Origin of the sequence: Simplicispira psychrophila DSM 11588 (assembly GCF_000688255.1) — a bacterium.
In the GTDB taxonomy this organism is placed as follows: Bacteria; Pseudomonadota; Gammaproteobacteria; order Burkholderiales; family Burkholderiaceae_C; genus Simplicispira; species Simplicispira psychrophila.
Genome location: NZ_JHYS01000003.1, coordinates 114546 through 135999, shown reverse-complemented (window position 1 = coordinate 135999; position 21454 = coordinate 114546). Strand labels below are relative to the sequence as shown.

The following is a 21454-nucleotide window of genomic DNA, read 5'->3' as shown; positions in this document are numbered from 1 at the left end:
GGAGCTGCATTTTGTGGGTGTGGACGAGCCCTGCCAGTTTGCGGCCGCATCGGTGCCATAAGCAGTGGCGCCACTGGTGTAAGCACCCAGCCCCGGCCAGCCATCAACCCTCAGCACCCCTTCAGCACATAGCCGACCCGCGGAAAATGCACATGCACGGTGCCGACACGCTCATCTTGGCGGCGCAGGGTGTAGCGGGTGCGGGTGGCGGCGATCAGTTCGCCTTGGGTTGGCTCGGTGCCAAAGCTTTCAGCAGCCACCTTCACCTGCGTGCCCAGCGCAATGCCGTGCTCATCCTGAAACGCCTCGCCCAGCAGCGGTAAAGGCTCCGCAGCGGCAGCGACAGTGATAGCATCCTCGCCGCTGAGCTTTTCCGGGTAACCGTGGCCGATGGCGGCGATGCGGTCCATCCACTCGGTGATGGCGGGAGTGGCGTCAAAAATACCAGCCATGGCAGGTACGCAGGCACGCGTAAACCACAGCGGGTGGTAGGCCGCAAAATCGGCCACGCAGGGTTCGGCGCCAAACAGAAAGTCGTGCTCCCGCACCATGTGCCCCAAGCGGCGCAGATACGAGCGGTACGCCACCGTGGCGTCTTGCGGGCGCAGGCGCGCCATGCCTGCCGACATGGCACCACGGTCATGGGCAAACGCCTGTGCCGCACCTGGGGGCGCATTGGCAAACAGCACCGCTGCACCGCGTGGCTGCAGGTTGTAGGCCATGGCGGTCCAGAACAACGTGGTGTCCGCCCACTGCGCAAAAATGCGCGCCAACCCTTTGAGCGGCGGCGGGTACAGCGGGGGCTCGTCCTGCGCGTGCTCCAGCAACGTGGAGATCAAGGCGGTATCGCAGTAGATATCGGCACCGATCTGCAAGAAAGGCGTCTTGCGATAGCCGCCGGTCAGGGACTGCACCTCGGGCTTGGGCATCAAACTGGGCACGATGACGGACTTCCAGGCCAGCCCCTTGAAGCCCAGCATCAGGCGGATTTTTTCAGAAAATGGCGAGGCCGGGTAGTGGTGCAGGATGAGTGTGGTGGTCATGGTTCCTCCAAGGCAAGATTCAGATCGGGCACCAAAAGCATTTCGACGTGGGCAATATCGTCCTCCAAGTACTCAGGCGAGACTGTCACAAAGCCCAGCGCACCATAAAACCTTTGCAGATGCGCCTGTGCGCTGATGCGCACCGCCCTGCCCGGCCAGACCGCCTGGCAATGCGCCAGCCCAGCGCGCATCAGCGCTTGGCCGACGCCGGCGCCGCGTACTTCGGGGGCCGTGACGACGCGGCCTATGGCCGGCTCGGCATACTTGACGCCCGGATCGACCACACGCAAACAGGCCTGCAAGGCACCCGCAGCGTCGCGCCCGAGCAAGTGCCAGGCCTGCTTGTCGGCACCGTCCGGGTCTTGGTACGGGCCCTGCTCCAGAATAAAAACCCGGCAACGCAGCGCGAGCGCATCGTGCAGCGCGTGCACGCCCAGGTCATCAAAACGCGCCCACTGCCAGTGTTCAATAGACATTTGCGGGTTGCGTGGCATGGTTTTCTTTACTTCAAATAAGATAGCTATAAGCGCTTACTGGTAAAGCGCTAGAGGGCATTTTTACTCATATATTAACCGCGATGGAGAATCCACAGCGTGCCTTTGCGTTGCGCTTCAGCCGCCGGTCACCACACTCACGCCGCCGTCCACTGCCAGCCATTGGCCGGTGATGTGCTTGCCGGCGTCGGATGCATACAGCACGCACAGGCCTTTCAAATCCTCGTCATCACCCAATCGGCCTAGCGGGGCATGGGCGGCCAGGGTTTCTTCGCCCAGGGCCTTGAGCGTGCCCAGCGTCATGCGGCTGGGAAAGAAGCCCGGACAGATCGCATTCACGCGGATGTTGTACTTGCCCCATTCAGCCGCCAGCGCGCGCGTGAAGTTGAGCACAGCGCCCTTGGAGGTGTTGTAAGCGATGGTGTTCATGCCGGCGGGGTTGCCACCCAGGCCGGCAATCGAGGCCAAATTGATGATGCTGCCACTGCGCCGGGCGATCATGCTGCGCCGAGCCACCTGCTGGCTGAGCAGAAAATAGCCGCGCACATTGAGGTTCATGACCTTGTCCCAGGCTTCGATCGGATGGTCTTCGGCCGGCGCGCCCCAAGCGGCACCGGCGTTGTTGACCAGAATGTCGATGTCACCCATGCGCTGCAAGGTTTCGTCCACCAAGTGGCCTATGTCTTCCTGGCTGGCGCAGTCGGCCACCACCCAGCGGGCATCGATGCCCGCTGCCTGCAACGTGGCCGTAGCCTCTTCCAGTTCAGACGCCTTGCGCGCACTGAGCATGATGCGCGCGCCGGCTTCGCCCAGCGCCTGCGCCAGCTGCAGTCCCAGGCCACGCGAACCGCCGGTCACCAGGGCGGTCTTGCCGGACAGATCAAACAATTGCTGGATGGTACGGGTCATGGGCGTGTCTCCTGGGGTGGTGGTGTGGCTGCGCTCATTGTGTGCTGGAGCGTGCACCGAGCCTGTCACTTGGGAGATGGCGGACGGCGGACAGCGATTAACGCAGCACGCCCACCAGCGCCGAGGGTGCAGGCATCCTGTTGCTGGCCCCTGCCGGCTCCCGCGTGCCCGCAGGCGTCAAATTCTTGCCCACCTCGGGGCGATCGCCGCCATCGCGATAGCGCATGGCCCAGCGCTCCAGGGTGTAGAACGACAAGGCCGACAGCGCGGTCGAGATCAGCAAGCCCAGCACTACCACCACCGGCCAGGCGTAGTCAGCGCGCAGGTAACGCACCACCGGGTAATGCCACAGATAGATGCCATAGGACAGCGTGCCCAGCCGCACCAGCACGGGGGCATTGAGCATGTCGTACACCAGCCCCGAGCGCTGCTGTACGGCCACCAGCAGCACCACCGCTGCCAATTCGACCACTGTGAGGCCCCACACCATGGCGCTCTGGTTATCCCAGCCTAACTCCATCAGCAGCGGAATGGACAGCGGCAACCACATGGCGTAGGACATGCGGGCGCGCAACCACTTGATCCAGTGCGGCTTTTCCACCATCAGCGCCGCCAGCAAGGCTCCCGCCAGCAAACCCGAAGCGCGGGTGTCGAAGCGAAAAAAGATTTCGTAAAACTGCTGGTCTTGCGCCACCCACAAAATGCGCCACAACCAGCTGAGCAGATACAGCAAGGCAATCGGGCGCCACACCGCACCACGGGAGCGGCGCAGCAGCACCAGCAGCGGCGGCCAGATCAGATAGAAGTGCTCTTCCACCGACAGCGACCACATATGCAGCAAGGTTTCCGGACTGTCAAAAAAGGCGATACCGTAATCGGCCAAGTACAGGATGGATACCAAAGCGTCCTGATAGACGTCGTCCAGCCCCGGCCACAGCAGCGGCGCCAACAAACAGTAGGCAAGCAAAAACAGCGCCAGCGCTGGCATCAGGCGAAAAAAGCGGCGCCGGTAAAAGCGCCAGTACTGCAGGCGTCCGTGGGCTTGGTGCTCGATCAGCAGCAGCGAGGTGATCAGAAACCCGCTGAGGACGAAAAACAGGTCCACGCCAAAAAATGCCCCGTTAAACAGCGGCACATGGGCGTGCGACAGCAGCACCAGTACGATGGCCACGCCGCGCAGCCCATCCAGGGCCGGGTTGTAATCAAGTTTGAAATGCGGCAAAGCCAAAACCAGAAACCTTTCTTTACCCCTTGCAGAGGCGCCATCCCCAGTGCGCCACATGCCACCAAGGGTTTTCCCGAATCATGCCAGTGAATGACAGGGCCGGGGGTTGCAGGGGTGGTTTACCCAACTCAGGCAAAGGTTTGGTCCTGCGCAGCCAAACGAGCCAGCAAGGCGGCAGGCTGCCAGAACGCAGCGTCGTCCAGCGGATTGAGGGCAAAGTGCTGCATGGTCTGCAGCACCGTGTGCAAACCCACTTCATGGGCATAGTGCAGCGGTCCACCGCGGTGAACCGGGAAACCGTAGCCAAAGATATACACCACGTCGATGTCGCTGGCCTTGTTGGCAATGCCTTCCTCCAGGATGCGCGCGGCCTCGTTGACCAGGCTGAACACCAGGCGCTGGACGATTTCTTCATCGGTAATGGTGCGCGGTGTGATGCCCAAGGCCCTGCGGTGTTGCTCAATCAGCTGCAGCACGGCGGCGCTGGGCAAGGCCTCGCGCTGGCCGGCTACGTAGTCGTACCAGCCAGCGCCGGTTTTTTGCCCGAAGCGTCCTTGCTCGCACAGCAAATCGGCGGTGCGGCTGTATTTTTTGTCCGGTTGCTCTTGGTAGCGACGCTGGCGGATGGCCCAGCCGATGTCATTGCCGCTCAGGTCGCTCATGCGAAACGGCCCCATCGCCATGCCAAACGCTTCCATCGCCTGATCGACCTGGGCTGGCGTGCAGCCCTCATCGAGCAAAAAGCCTGCTTGGCGCAGGTATTGCTCAATCATGCGGTTGCCGATAAAGCCATCGCACACACCCGACACCACGGCAGTTTTACGAATAGTTTTAGCCAGCGCCATCACGGTGGCCAGCACCTCGGGCGCAGTGCGCGCGCCGCGCACCACTTCCAGCAGCTTCATCACCTGTGCCGGGCTGAAAAAATGCAGGCCGAGTACATCTTGCGGACGCTGGGTGAAGGCCGCTATTTGGTCGATATTCAGTGTCGAGGTATTGCTGGCCAAGATGGCACCGGGCTTGCAGACCGCATCCAGTTGGCGAAACACCGCTTCTTTGGCGCCGATGTCCTCAAACACTGCTTCGATCACCAAGTCGGCATGGCGCAGATCACCGTAGTCCAGCGTGCCTGACAGTAAGGCCATGCGCTGCTCGTAGCGTGCCTGGGTCAGCTTGCCTTTGCTGACTTGGGTGGCGTAATTTTTGTCGATGAGCGCACGGCCCCGATCCAGCGCGGACTGCTGCGTCTCCAGCAGCACGACGGGGAGGCCGGCGTTGAGGAAGCACATGGCAATGCCGCTGCCCATGGTGCCGGCGCCAATCACCGCCACCGACTGGATGTTGCGCTGGGGCGTATTGGCCGGTACATCGGGAATTTTGGCGGCAGCGCGCTCAGCTAGGAACAGGTGGCGCAGCGCACGCGATTCGCTGGACGCGAGCAATTGCAAGAACAGTTCACGCTCGAACAGCAAGCCGTCGGCCAGGGAGCGCTGGGTGGCAGCTTCGACAGCATCGATGCAGCGCAGCGGCGCTGGCAAGTGCGGCGCCTGTGCTTGGGCGCGGCTGCGCGCTTGGACAAAGTAGGCAGCGCCGCCAGCTGGGGGCGCGGCGGTCAGATGGCGCACCGACGGCAGCGGACGCACATCGGCCACCCGCTCGGCCAAGGCCAGCGCGTCAGCGTCCAGTGTCTCGGGCGTGCTGGTCAGACTTCGAGCCACTCTTGCCGCACCGACGGGTTGGCGCGCAACTGGGCCGGCGTGCCGTCAAAGACGATGCTGCCGCGCCCCATTACCAGCACGCGGTCGGAGACGGTCAGGGCAATGGTGAGTTTTTGCTCAATCAACAACACTGCAATGCCGCGTGCTTTCAACGCTTGTAAATAGCCGCCGACCAACTCGACCAGCTTCGGCGCCAGCCCTTCGGTCGGCTCATCAATCAGCATCAGCTCAGGGTCGCCCATCAGCGTGCGGCACAGCGTCAGCATTTGCTGCTCGCCGCCCGAGAGCACGCCAGCGGCGGTGTGCTGGCGCTCGTGCAGGCGCGGGAACATTTGGTACATGTCCTGCAGCGTCCAGCGGCTGTTTTTGTGGTGGCTCTTTTGTCCGAGCAACAGGTTTTGTTCGACGGTGAGTGTGGGGAAAACATCACGGCTTTCGGGCACGTAACCGATGCCGAGGTAGGCGATGTCGCAGGTCTGTTTGCCTTGCAGACTCTGGCCCTGCCAGCGCAGCGTGCCCTGCCAATCGACCAAGCCCATGATGGCCTTGGCCAGTGTGGAGCGGCCTGAGCCGTTACGTCCCAACAGGGCGACGATTTCACCCGGTTGCACCACACCCGTTACGCCGTGCAGCACTTGGCTTTGGCCGTAACCGGCATAGAAATTTTTAATTTCTAACATGTAAGTAACCTTCGGCTGGTGCGTCGGCGACCACCGAACCCAGATAAGCCTCTTGCACGCGCGAGTTGGCGCGCACTTTGTCGGGGGTGTCAAAGGCAATAATTTGACCGTAGACCAGCACCGCAATCTTGTCGGCCAGCCCAAACACCACGCCCATGTCGTGCTCCACCGTCAGCAGGGTGCGCCCTTCGGTGACTTCTTTGATCAGCTGGATAAAACGCGTGGTTTCGCTGCGCGACATGCCGGCCGTCGGCTCGTCCAGCAGGATGACCGGGGCGTTGCCGGCGATGGTGACGCCAATTTCTAGCGCACGCTGCTCGGCGTAGGTCAGATTGGCGGCCAACACGTTGCGCCGGGTGTCGAGGCGAATTTGCGCCATCAGTTGGCGGGCGCGGGCATTGACGTCGTGTAAATGGGCCAGAAAGCGCAAGAAGCTGTAGCGGTAACCCAAGCTCCACAGGATGGCGCAGCGCAGGTTGTCAAACACGCTCAGGCCAGCAAACAAGTGCGTGATTTGGAAACTGCGCGACAGGCCGAGGCGGTTGATTTCAAACGGTTGCTTGCCGTCGATGCGCTGGCCGTTGAGAAAAATTTGTCCGCTGCTGGGAGCAAAGCGGCCGCTGATCAGGTTGAACAGCGTCGATTTGCCGGCGCCATTCGGGCCAATCAGCGCCACGCGCTCACCGGGCGCGATCGCCAAGTCGGTGCCACGGATGATGTCGGTTTGGCCAAAGCGCTTGTGGACGTTGCGCAGTTCCAGCGCTAGCGGGGGAGTGTTCGTCATGATTTACGCCGCCCTAGCGCAAACAGGCCCAAGCCGGTCAACATCAGTCCAGCCGCACCCCACCAACTGAGCGGCGCGCTGGCGTCCAGCGTGATGCCGAAAAATGGCAGCTCCGGTCCCTCGATGGCGTTGCGTTGCAGGTGGTAGGTCATCTCCACCAAGCACGCCGCGCCCAGCAGCGCCAGCAGCAAGGCGGCGCCCAGCGCAAAGTAAGCCGGCATCCTGCCGCGCAGCTCACCACGCTGGAGCGCGCGCCACTGCAACACGATCAAACTGGCCATACCACCGGGTGCGTACATCACCATGCACAAAAACACCAACCCCAGGTACAGCAGCCAGGCCTGCGTCCACTCAGACAGCAGCACTGAACCCAGCACCAACAGCGCCGCACCGATCAACGGGCCAAAAAAGAAGGTGGAACCACCCAAAAAGGTGAACAGCAAAAAACTGCCCGAGCGTGCCATGCTGAAGCTGTCGGCGCCAGTGACTATTTCAAAATGGATAGCTGCTAACGCACCACCCACGCCGGCAAAGAAGCCTGCGATGATGAATGCGGCATAACGCACGTGCTGCGGGTTGTAGCCAATAAAGGCCACGCGCTCAGGGTTGTCGCGCACGGCGTTCAACAAACGCCCCAGCGGCGTGCCGGTAAAGGCAAACATGGCGGCGGTGCAGACGAAGGTATAGACGGAAATCAGGTAATACACCTGCAGCCCTGGTCCAAAGCGAAAGCCAAAGAACCCCGCGCCGTACACGCGGTTGGCGGTAATGCCGCCCTCGCCGCCAAACACCTGCGGAAACATCAGCGCCATCGCTGCCACCAGTTCGCCCATGCCCAAAGTAATCATGGCAAAGGTGGTCCCTGACTTGCGCGTACTGACAAAGCCCAGCAGCGCCGCACACAGCAAGCCGGCCAGCCCGCCAACCAGCGGCACCCAGACCAACGGAATCATCAGCGTGCCTTGGCCCGCCCAGTTCATCGCGTGAATGGCTATGAAAGAGCCGAGCCCGGTATACACCGCATGGCCAAAGCTGAGCATGCCGCCTTGGCCGAGCAAGAGGTTGTAGCTCAGGCAAATGATGCCGAGGTAGCCGATTTGTGCCAAGATGCTGCGCGCCAAGCTGCTGGGGAACAGCAGCGGCGCCACCACTAGCCACAGCACGAACAAGCTCCAGACCAGCCAGCGACGCCCATTCAAGGACGCCGGTGCAGCGACGACCTCAGTCATCCCGCGCGCCCAGCAAGCCTTGGGGGCGAAAAATCAACATCAAAACCAATAGCAGGTACGGCAGGATCGGCGCCATTTGTGCAGCAATGCCGTCCATCGCCACCGCAAAGGTTTGCACCAAGCCAATCAACAGCGAAGCCAGAAACGCCCCGGCCAGCGAGCCGATGCCGCCGACCACCACCACCACAAAGATGATGGAGCCGACCGAGCCGGCCATCGCTGGCTCGGTAAGGTAGGTATTGCCGCCAATCACGCCCGCCAGCGCCGCCAGCGCGCAGCCGCCGCCAAACACGCTCATAAACACGCGCGGCACGTTGTGGCCCAGCGCTTGCAGCATGTCGGGGTGTTGCAGGGCGGCTTGTATGACCAGGCCAATGCGAGTGCGTGTCAGCAACCACCACACGGCCGCCAGCATCGCCAGCGCCACCAGCATGATGAAGGCGCGTGACTTGGGAAACTGCGTGCCATACAACGTAAACAGCGGCCCTTGCAGTTGCGTCGGTAGGCTATAGGGCACCGTGCCGCGCCCCCAGATCAGCTGCACCACTTCCAAAATCAGGTAAGACAGGCCAAACGTCACCAGCAGCTCGGCCACATGGCCAAATTTATGGACGCGGCGCAGGCTGTAGCGCTCAAACAGCGCACCCAGCACGCCCACCATCAAAGGCGCCAGCACCAGTGCCGGCCAAAAACCAACCACGCCCGACAGGCTGTAAGCCAAGTACGCGCCCAACATGTAGAAGCTGGTGTGCGCAAAATTGAGCACGCCCATCATGCTGAAAATCAACGTCAGCCCCGAACTGAGCATGAACAGCAGCAGTCCATAGCTAACGCCATTGAGCAGGGCGATCACAAAAAACTCAGCGTTCATCAAACAATAGTCACGACAAAATTAAAAAGGCCCGATGGAGTATCGGGCCTAAGAGGAGTCAACGCTTTAGCGTAGCCAGCATTTACAGCGTCGGCAGGACGTAATCTTTAAGCTCCTGACGCAGTCTGACCTTGAGCATTTTGCCGGTGGCGCCGATGGGGATGGCATCGACAAACACCACGTCATCGGGGATTTGCCACTTGGCGATTTTGCCTTCGTAGAACTGCAGCAGCTCCTCACGCGTCACCTGCGCACCGGCTTTCAACGCCACCGCCACAATCGGGCGCTCGTCCCACTTGGGGTGCGGCATCCCAATGCAGGCAGCCATGGCCACCGACGGGTGACCCATGGCAATGTTTTCAATGTCGATGGAGCTGATCCACTCACCGCCGGACTTGATCACGTCCTTGGTGCGGTCGGTGATCTGCATGAAGCCGTCGGGGTCGATGGTCGCCACATCGCCCGTAGGGAACCAGCGCTGGCCGTACTCGTCGGCCACCAGCGGGCTGCTGCCTTTGTAATAAGTGTCCAAAATCCACGGCCCCTTGACCATCAGGTCGCCATAGGTTTTTCCATCCCACGGCAACTCTTGGCCCTCGCCATTGACGATTTTCATGTCCACGCCATAAATGGCCCGGCCCTGCTTTTGCAGGATTTTCATCTGCTCGTCTTTGGGCAGCTTGAGTTGCTTGTTCTTCAGCGTACACAGGGTGCCCAGCGGGCTGATTTCGGTCATGCCCCAGGCGTGCAGCACTTCGACGCCGTAGCCTTCCTGAAAAGCCGTAATCATCGCCGGCGGACAGGCCGAGCCGCCAATCACGGTGCGCTTGAGACTGGAGAATTTCAAGCCCTTGGGCCCGATGTAGCTCAGCAGCATCTGCCACACCGTCGGTACGCCGGCGGCATAGGTCACCTGTTCGGCTTCCATCAGCTCATAGATCGATTGGCCATCCATGGCCGGGCCGGGCAACACCAGTTTGCAACCGGTCAGTGCCGCCGAGTACGGAATGCCCCAAGCGTTGACGTGGAACATCGGCACCACCGGCAGCACCGCGTCGCGTGCCGAGATGCACATGACATCCGGCAGCGCAGCGGCATACGCGTGCAGCGTGGTCGAGCGGTGGCTGTAGAGCGCCGCCTTGGGGTCGCCGGTAGTGCCGCTGGTGTAGCACATGCTGGAGGCGGTATTTTCATCAAACTGCGGCCACACATAAGTGTCCGGGTAAGCGCCAATCCAGTCTTCGTAGCTGACCAGCCCCGGAATGCCGCTGTCGGCGGGTAGCTTGTCGGCGTCGCACAGCATCACCCACTTTTTGACCATCGGGCACTTTTTGTGCACCGCCTGCACCAGCGGCAAAAAGCTGAGTTCAAAACACAGCACTTGGTCTTCGGCGTGGTTCATGACCCAGGCAATTTGGTCGGGGTGCAAGCGCGGATTGATGGTGTGCAGCACCCGTCCCGAGCCGCTGACGCCAAAGTACATCTCCATGTGGCGGTAGCCGTTCCAGGCCAGCGAGCCGACACGGTCGCCAAATGCCAGTGGCAGGGCGTCCAGCGCATGGGCCAAGCGCTTGGCGCGTGCGGCCAAGTCGCGGTAGGTGTAGCGGTGGATATCGCCTTCGACCCGGCGCGAGACGATCTCGCCATCACCATGGTGGCGCGCAGCAAACTCCATCAACGACGAAATCAGCAATGGCTGACTCTGCATCAAACCCAGCATAGGTGCTCCTTTAGTTGCTTTACCAATCCACCGCATTGTGTCGCCGGATCGACAGCGCCGCGCACCCGCATGGCCCTGCCCGCACTGGGCCATGTCGTCTGCGGGACAATGAAAAAATGAATTTACACGTCCACGATGCTGTAGCCGCCGACTGCGGTCTGGCTTGGAACAACACTTTTTCGGCGCTTAGCCCGGCGTTTTTTACCCGTCTGGCCCCGACGCCGCTGCCCGCACCGCACTGGGTCGGGCGCAATGACGGGCTGGCGCAGGAGTTGGGGCTGGATCTGGACTGGTTCCATTCCGACGCAGCGTTGCAAGTGTTCTCGGGCAACCAGCGCTTGGCCGGCACCGATCCGCTGGCCAGTGTCTATAGCGGCCACCAATTTGGTGTCTGGGCCGGCCAGCTGGGCGACGGCCGCGCGATATTGCTAGGCGAAACCGCTGCCGGCACCGAGGTACAGCTCAAAGGCAGTGGCCTGACACCGTACTCGCGCATGGGCGATGGTCGGGCGGTGCTGCGCTCCAGCATCCGCGAATTTTTATGCAGCGAAGCCATGCACGCGCTGGGCATTGCCACGACGCGTGCGCTGTGCGTCACTGGCTCGCCCAACCCGGTGCGGCGCGAAACTATCGAGACCTCCGCCGTCGTCACCCGCACCGCACCCAGCTTCATCCGCTTTGGCCATTTCGAGCATTTTGCCTCGCGCAACCAATTGCTTGAGCTGCGCCAACTGGCCGACTATGTCATCGACCGGCACTACCCAGCGTGCCGCAAGAGCAGCGAATTCCAGGGAAACGCCTACGCCACCCTGCTGCAGGCCGTCAGCGAGCGCACTGCCACGCTGGCCGCGCAGTGGCAGGCGGTGGGCTTTTGCCACGGCGTGCTCAACACCGACAACATGAGCATTCTGGGTCTGACCATCGATTACGGGCCTTTCCAGTTTTTGGATGCCTTTGTGCCCAACCACATCTGCAACCACAGCGACACGCAGGGGCGCTACGCCTTTGATCGCCAACCCAACGTCGTTTACTGGAATCTGCTGCGCCTGGGTCAGGCACTGCAACCGCTGATCGGTGCGCCAGCCGTGGTCATGGCAGCGCTGGATTCTTATCGCACCCGCTTTCCGGCGGAGTTCATGGCGCTGATGCGCGCCAAGCTGGGTCTGTCCAGCGCCCAGACGGGCGAGGCCGATGTGATGGACAACGGGCTGCGCCTGCTGGTCGAGAACGGCGTGGACTACACCATCTTCTGGCGCCGTCTGTCGCACGCCGTGGCACAGCACAACTTTGAACCGGTGCGTGACCTGTTTGCTGACCGCGCTGCACTGGATGTTTGGCTGCTATCGTATCAAGAGCTGCTAGCGCTTACTGATAAAGGGCTAGCGGCCGATTTGATGCTAAAAACCAATCCCCGCTTCATTTTGCGCAACCATTTGGGGGAACAAGCCATTCGCGCCGCGCAGCAAGGCGACCTGTCGGAACTGCAGACCTTGCAAACCCTGTTGGCACGCCCATTTGACGAGCATCCGGGCTTTGAAGCCTATGCCGACTTTCCGCCCGATTGGGCGTCCACCATTTCCATCAGCTGCTCATCATGACCTTTCCCATTCAAAAAACCGAGGCCCAATGGCAGACCGTACTGCAGGACAAAGGCGCCGAACCGGGCGCTCTGCAAGTGACGCGCCATGCGGCCACCGAGCGCCCGTTCACCGGCAAATACAACAGTCAATGGGCGGACGGCAGCTACCACTGCGTCTGCTGCGGCGCCAAATTGTTCGAATCGGCAACCAAATTCGATGCCGGCTGCGGCTGGCCGAGCTTCTCAGAAACAGCAAATGGCGATGCCATCACTGAAAACGTCGATCGCGCGCACGGCATGGTGCGCACCGAAACCGTCTGCACCCAGTGCGGTGCCCATCTGGGCCACGTCTTCCCCGACGGCCCCACGCCCACCGGCCTGCGCTACTGCATGAATTCCGCCGCGCTGGATTTCACCCCCCGGTGAAACCGTTACCAACCGGATTACGCCGACCGTACTTGCCGGCCTGGCTCTTGGTGATAATCGCTCGATGAAAATATTGTTTGACTTTTTGCCGATTGCCCTTTTCTTCGGCATGTTCAAGTACGCCGACGGCCACAAGGAATGGGCCGCCAGCACCGCCACTGAATGGCTGGGCTTTATGGTCGCCGGCGGCGTGGTCGGCATGGCCGAAGCACCGGTACTGCTAGCCACCGTGGTGGTCATCGTAGCCACGCTGGCACAAATCCTCTGGATCAAGGCGAAGGGCCGCAAGGTGGACACCATGCTGTGGGTCAGCTTGGCGTTGGTGACGGTGCTGGGCAGTGCCACCATCTACTTTCACAGCGAGAACTTCATCAAATGGAAGCCCACGGTGCTGTACTGGGTGATGGGTGGTGCCTTGCTGATCGGCCAAGTGTTTTTCCGCGTTAACCTGATTAAGCGCCTGATGGGTGCGCAAATGGAACTGCCCGAATCCGCCTGGCGCGCCATGAACTGGGGCTGGACAGGCTTTTTTGCTGTCATGGGCGTACTCAACCTGTGGGTGGCCTACAACTTTGACACCAACACCTGGGTCAACTTCAAACTGTTTGGCGGCATGGGGCTGATGTTTGCCTTTGTCATTGCACAGGCTTTGTTCCTGGGCCGCTATGTCAAGGACACCGACAACACTACCGCCAACGCCAAGGACCCCCAAGCATGAGCTACCCCGACCTCGACCCTGCCACCGACGCCCACAGCAACGCCCTCATCGCTCCGGCCATGGAGCGCAGCCTGCGCACGACGCTGACCCCGACCACGCTGCAAGTGCTGGACGAAAGCCATCTCCACGCTGGACACCCTGGTGCCAACGGCACCGGTTTTGGCACCCACTTTCGAGTACGTATCGCGTCACCTTCCTTTACCGGTTTGGCACGCGTGCGCCAGCACCGCCTTGTGTATGATGCGCTGCAAGAATTTATTGACCGCGGCGCCCATGCCATTGCGATAGAAATTCTCTGATCAGGCCCCCTTGAAAGCACTCTTGCTTACCGGCAATTAACCTGCACTCTCATCTCTCTTATTTTGGATTTCGAATGAAGAAACAGCTTCTGTCCGGCCTTGTCGCCGCCGCTTTATTGGGCTCTGTGGCCCTGCCGGTTCTGGCCCAGAATGTGGCCATCGTCAACGGCAAACCCATTCCCAAAGAGCGCATTGAAGTGCTTAAGCAACAGGTAGAGCGTTCAGGCCGCAAAATTACCCCAGAAATCGAAGGCCAGATCAAGGAAGAAATCATCGCCCGTGAAATTTTCATGCAGGAAGCGCAAAAGCGCGGCCTCGAAACTTCGAGCGATTACAAAGCACAAATGGAACTGGCCCGCCAGACCATCCTGATCCGCGAACTGTTTAACGATTACCAGACAAAAAATCTCGTCACCGACGCCGAAATCAAGGCCGAATACGACAAATTTGCCGCCGCCAGCAGCGGCAAAGAATACAAAGCCAGCCACATCCTGGTAGAAAAAGAAGACCAGGCCAAGGCGATCATTGCCTCCATCAAAAAGGGCGCAAAGTTCGCTGACATTGCCAAAAAACAATCGAAAGATCCAGCCTCTGGTGCCAATGGTGGCAACCTCGATTGGGCCAACCCCAGCAGCTACGTCTCAGAATTCACCGAAGCCCTGGTCAAACTGGGCAAAGGCCAAATGACGCAAACGCCGATCAAGACCCAGTTTGGCTGGCACATCATTCGCTTGGACGACGTGCGCGAAGCACAATTGCCTAAGCTCGACGAAGTCAAGCCCCAGATTGCTCAGCAACTGCAACAACAAAAATTGTCAAAATTCCAAGAAGACCTGCGCAGCAAGGCCAAGGTCGATTAAATCGAGTCAACCTTGCCGGTGGGACAGCGCCTAGCACTCACCGCAGCACCACCACAACGCGGCTTCGGCCGCGTTTTTTCATGGTGCGCGCCCAAGAGCCCAGCCCCCAGCGAACAACACGCCCAGCAGCACGGGCTGGTGCAGTAGGTAGTAGCTCAGACTCCAGCGGCCTAACGTCGCCAGCGGCTGCAGTGGTTGTAACGCTGGCGGCAGCGCACCTTGTAGCCAGCACGGCCTGTGGAGCAGCAGCCATTGACCGGCTGCCAGCCCCCACCACATCACGCCCAGCCACGGCAACACCGGCACATAGTCTTCGGTAAAGGGCTTGCGCGACACCAGCCCCAGCCAGTTCAGAGAGTTGGCATTGAAGTCAATGGCCCATTGCACCCAAGGCCCGGACAACGCCCAGTGTGCAGCCCAAGGCAGCAAAAGCGCCACGCCACCCGCCAGCCACAGCCAGCGGCCCCAACCGGCCGTAGCGCGTGCCAGCAGCAGCATCACCACCATGCCATGCAACACACCAAAATAAATGAAACTGTGCGGAAACATCCACCACGAGCCTACGCTGACCAGCAGCGCACAGCCGGCAATCTGCACCCAGCGCCGGGCAAAACGCGCCCATCCTTGGACTTGCTGCAAGGTCACCGCCTGCCCCAAGCCGGCGCAGAACAAAAACAGGCTGACGATGGCCGTGCGCTGCAGCGTCCAGACTGGATCAGCAAGAAAGTCTTGCGACCAGTAACCTAGATAGCTCAGGTCAAAACAAAAATGAAACAGGGTCATCCACACCATGGCCAAGCCGCGCAGGGCATCGAGTCGATCAAAACGAAGGCGTGGCGGTGTCGAAAGAGCGCGGTGTGCCATGAAAGGGATGCATTGAAGAGGCTGGGGCTTGTCGAGGGTGCTGGCGCCAACGCATCGTGCACGAAAAAAGCCCGTCAAGTAGTCACTGGCGGGCGTGGCGCGAAAAATCTGTTTTGGATTTGGTGGGTCGTAGTGGGATCGAACCACTGGCTTCCACCGTGTGAAGGTGGCACTCTACCGCTGAGTTAACGACCCGATAAACGGGAAGAGCCCGAATACAGGAGTTGCGACGCAAAATTGGTGGGTGATACATGGATCGAACATGTGACCCCTGCCGTGTGAAGGCAGTGCTCTACCGCTGAGCTAATCACCCGTCTGCATTTTTCGCAAGCCTCAAATTATGGCACAGCTTTCTCGCCGCTTTGCGCGCTGCGCCAAATTGTTTTACCGCCGCTGGCCTTGTCCAGTTGCTCCAGCATCTGCGCGTGGGCGGCGCATTCGGCTGCATTGGCCTGCAGTACTTGCAAGGCGATACCGCGCAAGTCCATGCGCGGCACGCTCACACCGTTGGCGTCTTCACCCTCGTCATCGGCGATCAGCAAGGCTTCTTGGCCACGCGTCAGGCAGATATACACCTCGGCCAGCAATTCGGCATCGAGCAGCGCACCATGCAGCGTGCGGCCCGAGTTATCGACTCCCAGCCGGTCACACAGCGAATCGAGGGAATTGCGCTTGCCGGGGTACATCTCCTTGGCCATGACCAAGGTATCGATGACGTTGCCGATAAAGGTTTTTAAGGGCGGGCGGGCGATCAGCTCCAGCTCTTTGTTCAAAAATCCCAGGTCAAAAGCCGCGTTGTGGATGATCACCTCGGCCCCTTGCAGGTACTCCAGTAGATCCTCCGCCACCACCGCAAATTGGGGCTTGTCTTGCAAAAATTCGCTGGTGATGCCGTGGACGCGCAGCGCATCGGGGTGACTGTCGCGTCCTGGGTTGAGATAGAAGTGCCGGTTGTTGCCGGTGGGTTTGCGCGCCACCATCTCCACGCAGCCAATTTCAATGATGCGATCACCCCCTTCCGCCGACAGGCCAGTGGTTTCGGTATCGAGAAAAATCTGCCGGCTCATGTCAGTGGTTTTCTTTGGCGTGGTTGATGGTGTATTTGGGAATTTCAATCACCACATCTTTCGCCGCCAAGATCGCTTGGCACGACAGGCGCGACTGGGGCTCCAATCCCCAAGCGCGGTCGAGCAGGTCTTCTTCTTCTTCCTCGGCGTCATTGAGCGAATTCAAACCCTCGCGCACGATGACGTGACAAGTGGTGCAAGCACAACTCATATCGCAAGCGTGCTCGATATTGATTTTGTTTTCTAGCAGCGCTTCGCAAATCGACGTACCCGCCGGGGCGGTAATTTCAGCGCCGTCGGGACAGTATTCAGGGTGGGGCAGGATTTTGATGACGGGCATGGCGTCGTTCTTGTTATAGGTGAAGTGGTTTAGAGGGATTGCACGTTTTTACCGGCCAGCGCCTGGCGAATGCCACGGTTCATGCGCTCTGCGGCAAAGAGTTCCGTGCCTTTGGCCAGGGCTTGCGTCGCGGCTTCCAGCGTAGCGGCATCAATACCACTTTCGCTAGTGCTGCCCTTGCTGCGCAGGCTACGCAACTCGGCCATCAGTGCGTCCACGGCGGTGCGCTCGGCGCTGTCGAGCAAATCGCCATCTGCATTGAGCGCACTTTGCGTAGCAATCAGCAGGCGATCCGCATCGACGCCCGCTTCGGCCAGGGCGCGCGCCTGGATGTCTTGGGTCGCCGTGGCAAAACCGTCTTGCAACATTTGGGCAATTTGCGCATCGCTCAGGCCATACGAAGGCTTGACGTCAATGCGGGCTTCGACACCGCTGACCAACTCTTTGGCATTGACGCTCAGCAGGCCATCGGCATCGACGGTAAAAGTGACGCGGATGCGTGCAGCCCCGGCGGCCATCGGTGGAATGCCGCGCAACTCAAAGCGCGCCAAGCTACGGCAGTCTTGCACCAAATCGCGCTCGCCTTGCAACACATGGATGGCCAGCGCGGTCTGGCCATCCTGGTAGGTGGTGAAGTCTTGCGCCTTGGCAGTCGGAATGGTTTCGTTGCGTGCCACGATGCGCTCGACCAGGCCACCCATGGTTTCCACGCCCAGCGACAGCGGAATCACGTCCAGCAACAGCAGATCGCCGGCGGTATTGTTGCCGGCCAGCTGATTGGCTTGCAGCGCGGCGCCCAAAGCCACCACTTCATCGGGATTCAGATTGGTCAGCGGCGCCCGGTCAAAAAATGCGCCCACGGCCTGCAGCACCTGCGGCATCCGGGTGGAGCCGCCCACCATCACCACGCCCTGCACTTCGCCCGGCGTGAGTTCAGCATCGCGCAGTGCACGCCGCACGGCGGCCAGTGAACGCGCCGTCAGGTGCGCAGTGGCAGCATCAAAATCGTCTTTTTTTACATCAAAACGGGCTGTAACGCCCGCCAGACAAGCGCTATAAGCTACTGTTTCAGTAGTAGTCAAGGCTTCTTTACAGGCCCGTGCGGCTAGGCGCACGGCGGCTTTGTCGGCCGCAGTCTGGGCGCTCAGACCCAGTTGCTGTAACACCCAATCGGCCAGCGCACTGTCGTAGTCGTCGCCGCCCAGGGCCGAGTCGCCGCCGGTAGCAATCACTTCAAACACGCCCTGCGTCAGGCGCAGGATCGAAATATCAAAAGTGCCGCCGCCCAAGTCGTACACGGCGTAAACGCCTTCGCTGGCGTTGTCCAGGCCATAAGCAATCGCCGCCGCCGTGGGTTCGTTGATCAGGCGCAGCAGATGAATGCCGGCCAGTTGTGCCGCATCTTTGGTAGCTTGGCGTTGGGCATCGTCAAAGTAGGCCGGAACGGTGATGACAGCACCGTACAGGTCATCGTTGAAGGTATCTTCCGCACGGTAGCGCAGCGTGGCCAGAATGTCGGCGCTGACCTCCACCGGCGACTTGGTGCCGCCCGCCGTCACGACGCTGACCATGCCGCTGGCGGGTGCGCCCGCGGTGTCGGCTCCGACCAAATCGTAGGGCAGCTTTTTCCGATCGGCAATATCACCCAGACCGCGGCCCATCAGGCGTTTGACCGAGGCGATGGTGTTGTGTGCATCGTGCTGCTGCTGCGCGGCCGCTTCATGGCCGATCTGGCGTTTGCCATCGGCCAGGTAGCGCACGATGGAAGGAAGAAGCACACGGCCCTGGTCATCGGCCAGGCATTCGGCCACCCCGTTGCGTACAGCGGCGACCAGAGAATGCGTGGTGCCAAGGTCAATGCCCACGGCAATGCGCCGTTGGTGCGGGTCGGGAGACTGGCCGGGTTCGGAGATCTGCAACAGCGCCATGGATTTTATAAGTGAGAGGCAAAGAGGCCTATTGTCCCAGTTGATCCTGACGCTGCCCGATGTCCTGGGCAAAACGCGCAATGAACATGAGGGCTCTGACCTGCTGGGCAGCACCCGCAAAATCGCCGTGCGTATCGATCAAGGCGGCGCAACGCTCCAGCGCCGCACTGCGCGCCTGCTGCACCTGGGCCGCCAGCGCGTCCACGGCAGAGACGCTGTCGGCATCTTCCAGGGCTTCCCGCCACTCCATTTGCTGCATCAAAAATTCTGCCGGCATGGCGGTGTTGTCTTCGGCGCGGATGGGCGCACCGTGCAGTTCACACAAATAGGCGGCGCGGCGCTGCGGATCTTTCAGGCGCTGATAAGCCTCATTGATGCGCACCGACCATTGCATGGCCACGCGCTGCGCAGCGGCGCCTTGGGCGGCAAAGCGATCGGGATGCACCTCGCGCTGCAACTCTTTCCAACGCGCGTCGAGTGCGCTGCGCTCCTGGGCAAAGTGCCGGGGCACGCCAAACAATTCAAAATCGTCAGATTGCAGATTCATGGTGATCTAAGGGGGTCCAGGATGATCCATAAAAAAACCGCCAGCGCAGTGCACGGTGGCGGTTGAACAAAAAAGCGTTATCACGCTCTTGCACAGCAAACTCACACCCGGAAGCTTTCTCCACAACCGCAGCGGTCGCGCTCATTGGGGTTGCTGAAGCGAAAGCCCTCGTTCAGACCTTCGCGCACAAAATCGAGTTCGGTGCCGTCAATGTAAGCCAGGCTTTTAGGGTCGATCAGCACTTTGACGCCGTGGTTTTCAAACACCACGTCTTCGGGTTCGGCTTGGTCCACGTATTCCAGCTTGTAAGCCAGACCGGAGCAACCACTGGTTTTGACACCCAAACGCACTCCCAGCCCCTGGCCACGCCGGGCCAGATAGCGGCTGACGTGCCGCGCCGCTGCTTCAGTCAGCGTAATAGCCATGGCGTGTCCTCAGGCAGTAGTGGCAGCCGCTGCGCCATGCTTCACCTTGTAATCATTCACTGCGGCCTTGATGGCATCTTCGGCCAGGATGGAGCAGTGGATCTTGACCGGCGGCAGCGCCAATTCTTCAGCAATGGTGCTGTTTTTCAGTGCAGCCGCCTCGTCCAGCGTCTTGCCCTTGACCCATTCTGTGACCAGCGAAGACGAGGCAATGGCCGAGCCACAGCCATAGGTCTTGAAGCGCGCATCTTCGATCACACCGGTGTCCGGGTTGACCTTGATTTGCAGTTTCATGACGTCGCCACAGGCGGGCGCGCCGACCATGCCGGTGCCCACCGATTCATCGCCCTTGTCGAACGAGCCGACGTTGCGCGGGTTTTCGTAGTGGTCGATCACTTTTTCTGAGTAAGCCATGGAGTTCTCCTCTTCAATACGTCAATGCGTTCAATGCAGGCAGCTATCCAACCGCAGTCAGTGCGCTGCCCACTGGATGCTGCTGATGTCCACGCCATCTTGGTACATTTCCCACAGCGGACTGAGTTCGCGCAGCCGGGCGACGTTTTCGCGGATGGTGGCAATGGCGTAGTCGATTTCTTCTTCGGTCGTGAAACGGCCGATAGTCATGCGCAGGCTGCTGTGCGCCAACTCGTCGCTGCGGCCCAAGGCGCGCAGCACATAGCTGGGCTCCAGACTGGCCGAGGTGCAGGCCGAGCCGGACGATACCGCCAAGCCTTTGATGCCCATGATCAGCGACTCGCCCTCGACATAGTTAAAGCTGATGTTCAAGTTTTGCGGCACACGGTGCTCTAGGCTGCCGTTGATGAACACCTGTTCGATATCCTTCAAACCGTCTAACAGGCGCTGCTGCAAGGCACGCGCCTTGGCGTTGCTCTCAACCATTTCCAATTGAGCCAAGCGGAAGGCCTCGCCCATACCGACGATCTGGTGCGTCGGCAGTGTGCCCGAACGCATACCGCGCTCGTGGCCACCGCCGTGGATTTGCGCCTCCAGGCGGACGCGCGGTTTGCGCCGCACATACAACGCACCCACGCCCTTGGGACCGTAGGTTTTATGCGCTGTCATGCTCATCAAGTCGATCGGCAAAGTAGCCATGTCGATCTCGACCCGGCCGGTGGCTTGGGCGGCATCAACGTGGAACAAAATGGCTTTTTCACGGCACAGCGCACCAATGGCAACCACGTCTTGGATCACGCCAATTTCGTTGTTAACGAACAGCACGCTGATCAAAATGGTGTCGGGGCGAATAGCGGCCTTGAGCGCATCCATATTCACCAGGCCGTCGGCTTGGACGTCTAGATACGTCACCTCAAAGCCTTGCCGCTCCAGTTCGCGCATCGTGTCAAGCACGGCTTTGTGCTCGGTTTTCAGCGTAATCAGGTGCTTGCCCTTGCCTTTGTAGAACTGGGCAGCGCCCTTCAAGGCCAAGTTGATCGACTCGGTGGCGCCACTGGTCCAGACAATTTCGCGCGGGTCGGCATGGATCAAATCTGCCACCTGGGTGCGGGCTTTTTCAATGGCTTCTTCAGCTTCCCAGCCCCAGGCATGGCTGCGCGAAGCGGCATTACCGAAATGCTCGCGCAACCAGGGAATCATGGCGTCTACCACGCGCTGATCAACCGGCGTCGTGGCGCCGTAATCAAGGTAGATAGGGAAATGTGGAGTCATATCCATGGCTGCTCAGTAAAGGGTTTTGGCTGGCAAAACAAA

23 protein-coding genes and 2 tRNA genes are annotated in these 21454 nt (G+C 60.4%); 5 read left to right on the top strand and 20 right to left on the bottom strand.

Annotated elements, in window-relative coordinates:
- Positions 1–110: 110 nt before the first annotated feature.
- The 10 genes from Q390_RS0104485 to Q390_RS0104440 form a co-directional block, all read right to left on the bottom strand.
- Positions 111–1043, bottom strand: coding sequence for a glutathione S-transferase family protein (locus Q390_RS0104485; protein ID WP_027994992.1), 933 nt, complete (start codon positions 1041–1043; stop codon positions 111–113).
- Positions 1040–1537, bottom strand: coding sequence for a GNAT family N-acetyltransferase (locus Q390_RS17505; protein WP_425423929.1), 498 nt, complete (start codon positions 1535–1537; stop codon positions 1040–1042). Before Q390_RS17505 ends, Q390_RS0104485 begins: the two co-directional genes overlap by 4 nt.
- Positions 1538–1654: 117 nt before the next feature.
- The gene (locus Q390_RS0104475; protein WP_027994991.1) at positions 1655–2446 is read right to left on the bottom strand and encodes an SDR family oxidoreductase; all 792 of its coding nucleotides are present in this window, start codon (positions 2444–2446) and stop codon (positions 1655–1657) included.
- 97 nt (positions 2447–2543) lie between these two features.
- Positions 2544–3728: an acyltransferase family protein gene (locus Q390_RS17500; RefSeq protein WP_084153768.1), complete on the bottom strand. Its 1185-nt coding sequence runs from the start codon at positions 3726–3728 to the stop codon at positions 2544–2546.
- 71 nt (positions 3729–3799) lie between these two features.
- A complete protein-coding gene (locus Q390_RS17495) occupies positions 3800–5389 on the bottom strand; it encodes a 3-hydroxyacyl-CoA dehydrogenase (RefSeq protein WP_084153767.1) in 1590 nt (529 codons plus the stop codon).
- Entirely contained in the window at positions 5374–6069 is a 696-nt protein-coding gene (locus Q390_RS0104460) for an ABC transporter ATP-binding protein (protein WP_027994990.1), read from the bottom strand. Before Q390_RS0104460 ends, Q390_RS17495 begins: the two co-directional genes overlap by 16 nt.
- The gene (locus Q390_RS0104455; protein ID WP_027994989.1) at positions 6056–6853 is read right to left on the bottom strand and encodes an ABC transporter ATP-binding protein; all 798 of its coding nucleotides are present in this window, start codon (positions 6851–6853) and stop codon (positions 6056–6058) included. The genes Q390_RS0104460 and Q390_RS0104455 overlap by 14 nt, the downstream gene beginning before the upstream one ends.
- The gene (locus Q390_RS17490; protein WP_084153766.1) at positions 6850–8082 is read right to left on the bottom strand and encodes a branched-chain amino acid ABC transporter permease; all 1233 of its coding nucleotides are present in this window, start codon (positions 8080–8082) and stop codon (positions 6850–6852) included. The genes Q390_RS0104455 and Q390_RS17490 overlap by 4 nt, the downstream gene beginning before the upstream one ends.
- Positions 8075–8953 (bottom strand): branched-chain amino acid ABC transporter permease, encoded by an 879-nt coding sequence (locus tag Q390_RS0104445; RefSeq protein ID WP_027994988.1) that lies wholly within the window; start codon positions 8951–8953, stop codon positions 8075–8077. The genes Q390_RS17490 and Q390_RS0104445 overlap by 8 nt, the downstream gene beginning before the upstream one ends.
- 82 nt (positions 8954–9035) lie before the next feature.
- The gene (locus tag Q390_RS0104440; protein WP_027994987.1) at positions 9036–10673 is read right to left on the bottom strand and encodes a 3-(methylthio)propionyl-CoA ligase; all 1638 of its coding nucleotides are present in this window, start codon (positions 10671–10673) and stop codon (positions 9036–9038) included.
- A 116-nt stretch (positions 10674–10789) separates the two neighbouring features.
- Here Q390_RS0104440 and Q390_RS0104435 point away from each other — a divergent pair, with 116 nt between their 5' ends.
- From Q390_RS0104435 to Q390_RS0104415, 5 genes are all read left to right on the top strand, one after another.
- The gene (locus Q390_RS0104435) at positions 10790–12271 is read left to right on the top strand and encodes a protein adenylyltransferase SelO (protein ID WP_027994986.1); all 1482 of its coding nucleotides are present in this window, start codon (positions 10790–10792) and stop codon (positions 12269–12271) included.
- On the top strand, positions 12268–12678 hold the full coding sequence (msrB, locus tag Q390_RS0104430) for a peptide-methionine (R)-S-oxide reductase MsrB (RefSeq protein ID WP_027994985.1): 411 nt from the start codon (positions 12268–12270) through the stop codon (positions 12676–12678). The genes Q390_RS0104435 and msrB overlap by 4 nt, the downstream gene beginning before the upstream one ends.
- Positions 12679–12742: 64 nt before the next feature.
- Complete coding sequence (locus Q390_RS0104425) at positions 12743–13396, top strand: septation protein A (RefSeq protein WP_027994984.1); 654 nt, start codon at positions 12743–12745, stop codon at positions 13394–13396.
- Between the two features lie 59 nt (positions 13397–13455).
- Complete coding sequence (locus Q390_RS0104420) at positions 13456–13695, top strand: BolA family protein (protein WP_425423932.1); 240 nt, start codon at positions 13456–13458, stop codon at positions 13693–13695.
- Between the two features lie 74 nt (positions 13696–13769).
- Positions 13770–14555, top strand: coding sequence for a peptidylprolyl isomerase (locus Q390_RS0104415; protein WP_027994982.1), 786 nt, complete (start codon positions 13770–13772; stop codon positions 14553–14555).
- 78 nt (positions 14556–14633) lie between these two features.
- Here the strand turns inward: Q390_RS0104415 and Q390_RS0104410 are convergent, their stop codons facing one another.
- The 10 genes from Q390_RS0104410 to Q390_RS0104365 form a co-directional block, all read right to left on the bottom strand.
- Positions 14634–15419 carry a heparan-alpha-glucosaminide N-acetyltransferase gene (locus tag Q390_RS0104410; RefSeq protein ID WP_027994981.1) on the bottom strand — a complete coding sequence of 262 codons (786 nt, stop codon included), beginning with the start codon at positions 15417–15419 and terminating at the stop codon, positions 14634–14636.
- A gap of 120 nt (positions 15420–15539) precedes the next feature.
- Positions 15540–15614 (bottom strand) — tRNA-Val (locus tag Q390_RS0104405).
- Positions 15615–15657: 43 nt separating this feature from the next.
- A tRNA-Val gene (locus tag Q390_RS0104400) sits at positions 15658–15732 on the bottom strand.
- A 25-nt stretch (positions 15733–15757) separates the two neighbouring features.
- Positions 15758–16486 (bottom strand): DNA polymerase III subunit epsilon, encoded by a 729-nt coding sequence (gene dnaQ / locus Q390_RS0104395; RefSeq protein ID WP_027994980.1) that lies wholly within the window; start codon positions 16484–16486, stop codon positions 15758–15760.
- A gap of 1 nt (position 16487) precedes the next feature.
- Entirely contained in the window at positions 16488–16826 is a 339-nt protein-coding gene (fdx, locus tag Q390_RS0104390; protein ID WP_027994979.1) for an ISC system 2Fe-2S type ferredoxin, read from the bottom strand.
- A 29-nt stretch (positions 16827–16855) separates the two neighbouring features.
- A complete protein-coding gene (gene hscA / locus Q390_RS0104385; RefSeq protein WP_027994978.1) occupies positions 16856–18754 on the bottom strand; it encodes a Fe-S protein assembly chaperone HscA in 1899 nt (632 codons plus the stop codon).
- 28 nt (positions 18755–18782) lie between these two features.
- Positions 18783–19301 (bottom strand): Fe-S protein assembly co-chaperone HscB, encoded by a 519-nt coding sequence (hscB, locus tag Q390_RS0104380; protein WP_027994977.1) that lies wholly within the window; start codon positions 19299–19301, stop codon positions 18783–18785.
- Positions 19302–19402: 101 nt separating this feature from the next.
- Entirely contained in the window at positions 19403–19726 is a 324-nt protein-coding gene (gene iscA, locus Q390_RS0104375; protein WP_027994976.1) for an iron-sulfur cluster assembly protein IscA, read from the bottom strand.
- A gap of 9 nt (positions 19727–19735) precedes the next feature.
- Positions 19736–20140 carry a Fe-S cluster assembly scaffold IscU gene (gene iscU, locus Q390_RS0104370; RefSeq protein ID WP_027994975.1) on the bottom strand — a complete coding sequence of 135 codons (405 nt, stop codon included), beginning with the start codon at positions 20138–20140 and terminating at the stop codon, positions 19736–19738.
- Positions 20141–20197: 57 nt separating this feature from the next.
- Positions 20198–21418, bottom strand: a complete 1221-nt coding sequence (locus Q390_RS0104365; RefSeq protein WP_027994974.1) for an IscS subfamily cysteine desulfurase — start codon at positions 21416–21418, stop codon at positions 20198–20200.
- Positions 21419–21454 lie beyond the last annotated feature (36 nt).

Coding starts and splice junctions, on each gene's coding strand:
- Q390_RS0104485 (WP_027994992.1), bottom strand. CDS start 1,043: ATGACCACCACACTCATCCTGCACCACTACCCGGCCTCGCCATTTTCT.
- Q390_RS17505 (WP_425423929.1), bottom strand. CDS start 1,537: ATGCCACGCAACCCGCAAATGTCTATTGAACACTGGCAGTGGGCGCGT.
- Q390_RS0104475 (WP_027994991.1), bottom strand. CDS start 2,446: ATGACCCGTACCATCCAGCAATTGTTTGATCTGTCCGGCAAGACCGCC.
- Q390_RS17500 (WP_084153768.1), bottom strand. CDS start 3,728: ATGTGGCGCACTGGGGATGGCGCCTCTGCAAGGGGTAAAGAAAGGTTT.
- Q390_RS0104460 (WP_027994990.1), bottom strand. CDS start 6,069: ATGTTAGAAATTAAAAATTTCTATGCCGGTTACGGCCAAAGCCAAGTG.
- Q390_RS0104455 (WP_027994989.1), bottom strand. CDS start 6,853: ATGACGAACACTCCCCCGCTAGCGCTGGAACTGCGCAACGTCCACAAG.
- Q390_RS17490 (WP_084153766.1), bottom strand. CDS start 8,082: ATGACTGAGGTCGTCGCTGCACCGGCGTCCTTGAATGGGCGTCGCTGG.
- Q390_RS0104445 (WP_027994988.1), bottom strand. CDS start 8,953: ATGAACGCTGAGTTTTTTGTGATCGCCCTGCTCAATGGCGTTAGCTAT.
- Q390_RS0104440 (WP_027994987.1), bottom strand. CDS start 10,673: ATGCTGGGTTTGATGCAGAGTCAGCCATTGCTGATTTCGTCGTTGATG.
- Q390_RS0104435 (WP_027994986.1), top strand. CDS start 10,790: ATGAATTTACACGTCCACGATGCTGTAGCCGCCGACTGCGGTCTGGCT.
- msrB (WP_027994985.1), top strand. CDS start 12,268: ATGACCTTTCCCATTCAAAAAACCGAGGCCCAATGGCAGACCGTACTG.
- Q390_RS0104425 (WP_027994984.1), top strand. CDS start 12,743: ATGAAAATATTGTTTGACTTTTTGCCGATTGCCCTTTTCTTCGGCATG.
- Q390_RS0104420 (WP_425423932.1), top strand. CDS start 13,456: ATGGAGCGCAGCCTGCGCACGACGCTGACCCCGACCACGCTGCAAGTG.
- Q390_RS0104415 (WP_027994982.1), top strand. CDS start 13,770: ATGAAGAAACAGCTTCTGTCCGGCCTTGTCGCCGCCGCTTTATTGGGC.
- Q390_RS0104410 (WP_027994981.1), bottom strand. CDS start 15,419: ATGGCACACCGCGCTCTTTCGACACCGCCACGCCTTCGTTTTGATCGA.
- dnaQ (WP_027994980.1), bottom strand. CDS start 16,486: ATGAGCCGGCAGATTTTTCTCGATACCGAAACCACTGGCCTGTCGGCG.
- fdx (WP_027994979.1), bottom strand. CDS start 16,826: ATGCCCGTCATCAAAATCCTGCCCCACCCTGAATACTGTCCCGACGGC.
- hscA (WP_027994978.1), bottom strand. CDS start 18,754: ATGGCGCTGTTGCAGATCTCCGAACCCGGCCAGTCTCCCGACCCGCAC.
- hscB (WP_027994977.1), bottom strand. CDS start 19,301: ATGAATCTGCAATCTGACGATTTTGAATTGTTTGGCGTGCCCCGGCAC.
- iscA (WP_027994976.1), bottom strand. CDS start 19,726: ATGGCTATTACGCTGACTGAAGCAGCGGCGCGGCACGTCAGCCGCTAT.
- iscU (WP_027994975.1), bottom strand. CDS start 20,140: ATGGCTTACTCAGAAAAAGTGATCGACCACTACGAAAACCCGCGCAAC.
- Q390_RS0104365 (WP_027994974.1), bottom strand. CDS start 21,418: ATGGATATGACTCCACATTTCCCTATCTACCTTGATTACGGCGCCACG.